3 protein-coding genes are annotated in these 1,954 nt (G+C 56.2%); 2 read left to right on the top strand and 1 reads right to left on the bottom strand.

The window, feature by feature from the left end; translation table 11 throughout:
* Positions 1-551 (bottom strand): FHA domain-containing protein (locus tag ABX962_RS35460; protein ID WP_372726367.1); only part of this gene is annotated, 551 nt, incomplete at its 3' end.
* A gap of 100 nt (positions 552-651) precedes the next feature.
* Between ABX962_RS35460 and ABX962_RS35455 the strand changes: the two genes are divergently transcribed.
* Entirely contained in the window at positions 652-834 is a 183-nt protein-coding gene (locus tag ABX962_RS35455) for a hypothetical protein (protein WP_372726366.1), read from the top strand.
* A 64-nt stretch (positions 835-898) separates the two neighbouring features.
* Positions 899-1,927 (top strand): AAA family ATPase, encoded by a 1,029-nt coding sequence (locus ABX962_RS35450; RefSeq protein WP_372726365.1) that lies wholly within the window; start codon positions 899-901, stop codon positions 1,925-1,927.
* The last annotated feature ends 27 nt before the right edge of the window (positions 1,928-1,954 follow it).

Here is a 1,954-nt window from a genome sequence, read left to right as displayed (position 1 = left end):
TTCAAATCATCAGTCCGCCCCACCGCGATTGCTGTCAAATACATCACTTCGAGCGAGCGGTCTGCATCGCTCACCGACGGCGCGATCGTCCGCGGTGCCGCCAATCCCTCCATCGATCCCGAGTCCAAGCGAGACCGAAACGTCCCCGAGGAGGGAGAGATCGAAGAAATGATTCGGCTGCCATCGTTGTGATGACTTTGCTGAACGATATCGACTCCATGTGCCGCCTCCATCGCTCCGGATCGACCGGCGCCCGGTTGCCCCGTGCCGGTAAAGATCATCATCGACCCACCGATTTCGATCCGGTCACCACTGGCGAGATCATGTTGCCGTTTGGGGACCCCGTTGACCAACGTGCCATTGCTGCTGTCCAAATCAAGCAACCGACAACCGCCTATTTTGTCTAATTGAATCTCGGCATGGACGCGTGACGCTTCGGTGTCCAACAATTGGATGGTGTTGGTTTTATCGCGACCGATTCGGACGACACTTCCCTGCAATTGAAAGTGTTTTCCTTGATCACGCCCTCGGACCACGAACAGAGAAGCCATAAAAAATCACGTGGGGAGAAAAGAATCCTAGAACGGCTGGAAGACGGAGAGAGGGGGGGAGCGGCGTGACCGCTGCGATTCCCCATGATAGGAGAATCTATTGAAATTGAAACCGCTGCGCAATCCTGAAACCGCTGCCTTGAAACCGCTGCGCAACGCATCCCCTCCGCAGAGAAACGTCGCTGGGGTAGCAAAAGTACTCAGAAGTCCTTTGTGGCTCGCGAAACTGGAAAAAATGCGTAACGCTGGCGTGACAATCGGGTTTGTCGGTGGATTACAATAATCAGCGGACGTTCCCTCGTCCCACCCCGCCGACTGCATCCCCACTTGCGAGAAGGAAACTTGCCTTGGTCCAACCGCCCCCGATTGAGCCTTCGAACGACGCCGCCGCCACCACACGGTTGGTGCATGCCTGTAACCGGGTTCGAGAACAAGTCGCCCGGATTGTCGTAGGGCAAGACGAGGTGATCGAGCAATTGCTGATCGCCATACTCGCTCGCGGCCACTGCTTGCTCGAAGGTGTCCCAGGGCTGGCCAAGACGTTGATGATCCGCACGCTCGCTGAATCAATGGAGCTGTCGTTTCGGCGAATCCAGTTCACGCCCGATTTGATGCCTGGCGACATCACCGGCACCGAAATCATTCAAGAAGACCCGGCCACGGGACGACGCGAATTCAAGTTTGAACGGGGCCCGATCTTCACTCAAATGTTGTTGGCGGACGAAATCAACCGGACGCCGCCAAAAACCCAAGCCGCACTGCTCGAAGCGATGCAAGAACACGAGGTGACTGCGGCGGGCACCACGTACCGGCTAAACGAGCCTTTCTTTGTGTTGGCCACTCAGAACCCGATCGAACAGGAAGGCACCTACCCGCTGCCGGAAGCCCAACGCGATCGTTTTCTGTTTCATGTCGTGGTCGGCTACCCAAGTCGCGATGAAGAATCCGAGATCGTCGACCGCACAACATCGACATTCAAAAGTACGGTCGAGCCGGTGATCAGCGGTGAAGACATCGTTCAATTTCAAAACACGGTCCGCAACGTGCCGCTGCCGCCCCATGTCAAAGATTGGGTGCTCGATGCGGTGCGAACCGTCCGTCCGCAAGATGAAAATTGCGCCATGTGGGCGAAGGAACTGATCCAGTGGGGACCAGGGCCACGCGCCAGCCAACAATTGGTGCTTGCATCGAAGGCGCGAGCGCTGCTTCATGGACGCCCCAGTGTTGCCATCGAAGACGTGCAAGCTCTTGCACTGCCGGTGCTTCGCCACCGCGTTGTACCGACTTTTGCAGCTGAGGCAGACGGCATCACCGTCGATGATCTGATTTTGCGAATGATTCGCGAAGCGTCTAAAAAAACAACAAAAGTTTTGTAAGTCGCTTGCGTCTCATGTATCGTTGTT

Origin of the sequence: Novipirellula sp. (assembly GCF_041583735.1) — a bacterium.
Classification (GTDB): Bacteria; Planctomycetota; Planctomycetia; order Pirellulales; family Pirellulaceae; genus Novipirellula.
This window is presented reverse-complemented; position numbering and strand designations above follow the sequence as displayed.